Annotated in this window: 2 protein-coding genes and 1 pseudogene; 1 reads left to right on the forward strand and 2 read right to left on the reverse strand. The window is 70.3% G+C overall.

Annotated elements, in window-relative coordinates:
* Both MET9862_RS28865 and MET9862_RS28870 read right to left on the reverse strand, forming a co-directional pair.
* Positions 1–1,284, reverse strand: a 1,284-nt coding sequence (locus tag MET9862_RS28865; protein WP_142586299.1) for a DEAD/DEAH box helicase, incomplete at its 3' end; no start/stop codon positions are given.
* Between the two features lie 296 nt (positions 1,285–1,580).
* Positions 1,581–1,844, reverse strand: a complete 264-nt coding sequence (locus MET9862_RS28870; protein ID WP_142586300.1) for a hypothetical protein — start codon at positions 1,842–1,844, stop codon at positions 1,581–1,583.
* A 402-nt stretch (positions 1,845–2,246) separates the two neighbouring features.
* Between MET9862_RS28870 and MET9862_RS28875 the strand changes: the two are divergent.
* A pseudogene (locus MET9862_RS28875) lies at positions 2,247–2,447 on the forward strand (porin family protein); the annotation flags it as partial.

Below are 2,447 nucleotides of genomic sequence, written 5' to 3' on the forward strand. Positions count from 1 at the left end.
CTCGCCACGCTCGCGCTGCCCGCCGCCGCGGCGGGGACGGCTCTCGCCGCGCGCCTCTCCGGCGCCCTTGCCGCGGCTGCGGCGCTCGGTCCCGCCGGAGCGGGCGCCGCGGTGACGGCTCCTCGGCTCGGCCTCCTCCGATTCCTCGGGCAGTGCGGCGAGGTCGCCGTCGAGCCAGGGAATCGGCTGGCCGATGAGCGACTCGATCGCCTGGAGCGAGCGGCCGTCGCTGCGGCTGACCAGGGTGAAGGCATGGCCGGCCCGGCCGGCGCGGCCCGTGCGGCCGATGCGGTGGACGTAATCCTCCGGATGATGCGGCACGTCGAAGTTGAAGACGTGGCTCACGGCCGGGATGTCGAGGCCGCGCGCGGCGACGTCGGAGGCCACGAGCAGGGGCGTCTCGCCGCTGCGGAAGGCGTCGAGCGCGGCCATGCGGGCGCGCTGGTCCATGTCGCCGTGCAGCGCCGCCGCCGGGAAGCCGTGGTTCACCAGGGACTTCTGGAGCTGGGCCACCTCGCGCTTGCGGTTGCAGAAGATGATGCCGTTCTTCAGCTCCTCGGCGCCGCGGATGAGCCGGCGCAGGCGCTCGCGCTTGACATGGCCTTCCGCGCCGGTGGCGACGAGGCGCTGGACGATGGTCTCGGCAGTGGAGGCGGGGCGGGCCACCTCGATGCGCTCGGGGTTGTGCAGGAACGCGTCCGCGAGGCGCTCGATCTCCGGCGGCATCGTCGCCGAGAAGAACAGCGTCTGGCGCGTGAAGGGCACCATCTTCACGATGCGCTCGATGTCGGGGATGAAGCCCATGTCGAGCATGCGGTCGGCCTCGTCGATGACGAGGAGCTCGACGCCGGTCAGCAACAGCTTGCCGCGCTCGAAATGGTCGAGCAGGCGCCCCGGCGTCGCGATCAGCACGTCGGTGCCGCGGGTCAGCTTGGCATCCTGGTCGGCGAAGGAGACGCCGCCGATGATCAGCGCGACGTTGAGCTTGTGGTTGGTGCCGTAGCGCTCGAAATTCTCCTCGACCTGGGCGGCGAGCTCGCGGGTCGGCTCCAGGATGAGGGTGCGCGGCATCCGCGCGCGGGCGCGGCCGGTCTCGAGCAGGGTCAGCATCGGCAGCGTGAAGGCCGCCGTCTTGCCGGTCCCGGTCTGGGCGATGCCGAGCACGTCGCGCCGCGCCAGGACGTGGGGAATGGCCTGGGCCTGGATGGGCGTCGGCTCGGTGTAGCCCGAGGCCGAGACGGCCTGCAGGACCTTGTCGCTCAATCCGAGGTCGGAGAAAGGCATCAGCTCAGTGGACCGTTGCGCGCGGCGTGACGACCGGCCGGCGCAGAGAGGACAGTCGCGGCAACGGCTACGGGGCCGGGAAGATCGGAATTCGTATCGGCTATTGCCGTCTCGTCGGGAACCTGGCCTGGCACCCGGCATGCACGCGTGACGGGACACTTAGGGCCTTGCTACGGCTTGTCAATCTCGCGGACGCGAGACAGCCCGGCTTTTCCCGCACGGATCGGGCCCGCGCAGAGGCCGGATCGGGGAAGAAGATTGCCAAAGACTCTGGCGGGGCGCTCCGCCGGCCGCGCTCAGCGGCGCAGCAGGGCGCAGGGATCGAGCCGGACCTGACCTGCGGCGGCGATCGAGCCCGTCGTGTCCGGATCGGAGAGGAGGCGCGCCTCGCGGGCGATCCGCGGCGCGGAGGGGGGCTCGCCGAAAGCCCCGATATGCGCCAGATAATGCGCGGCCCCCACGGCCGCGATCGCGGCCAGGGCCGTGACCCGGAGCGCCCAGCTCACGGCACCCGAGCGCAGGAGAGAGCCGTAGGCCGCGCTCGATTCCGCCTCGTCCACTGGGGTGCCCCGCTCGTCCGCCTGTCCGGTGACGGCTCAGCCTCGGCGATCTTGGTTAAGCGGCGGTTACCCGGGCGACGGCTCCGGGCAGGAGATCGTGCAATAAAACTCTGCGCGATGGGGATCGCTCACGAAGTTCTTCCTGCATCTGGCGCGAGCGTGCCCAGGTTTTGCCCCATTCTCACGCTGGCCCGGAGCCGCTTCCAGCAACGCGATGCTTGGAAGACGCCCATGTGCGCCAGAGCACATCGGGGCGAGCCCGTTCGGTAGGCACGCGTAACTTTCACCTTTCGTTGACGGGTCGGATTTTATCTAGCCACGCTTGTTGCAGGAAAGCGACAGACCCACCCGGCTCAAGGACCTACAAGCACGCCGGCTTTGCCACACAGGACCCAGGACACAATGAAAAAGCTTCTCCTCGCATCGACCGTTCTCGCCGGCATGACCGCCGCCGCCGCCGCTGCCGACCTTCCGCGCCGCGCCGCCCCGCCGCCGGTCTTCACCCCGGTGCCGGTCTTCACCTGGACGGGCTTCTACGCCGGTTTCAACGCCGGCTACGGCTTCGGCACCGGCAATGACCGTGGCGCCACCGTCGCCGCCGTC

This window comes from Methylobacterium symbioticum, assembly GCF_902141845.1.
In the GTDB taxonomy this organism is placed as follows: domain Bacteria; phylum Pseudomonadota; class Alphaproteobacteria; order Rhizobiales; family Beijerinckiaceae; genus Methylobacterium; species Methylobacterium symbioticum.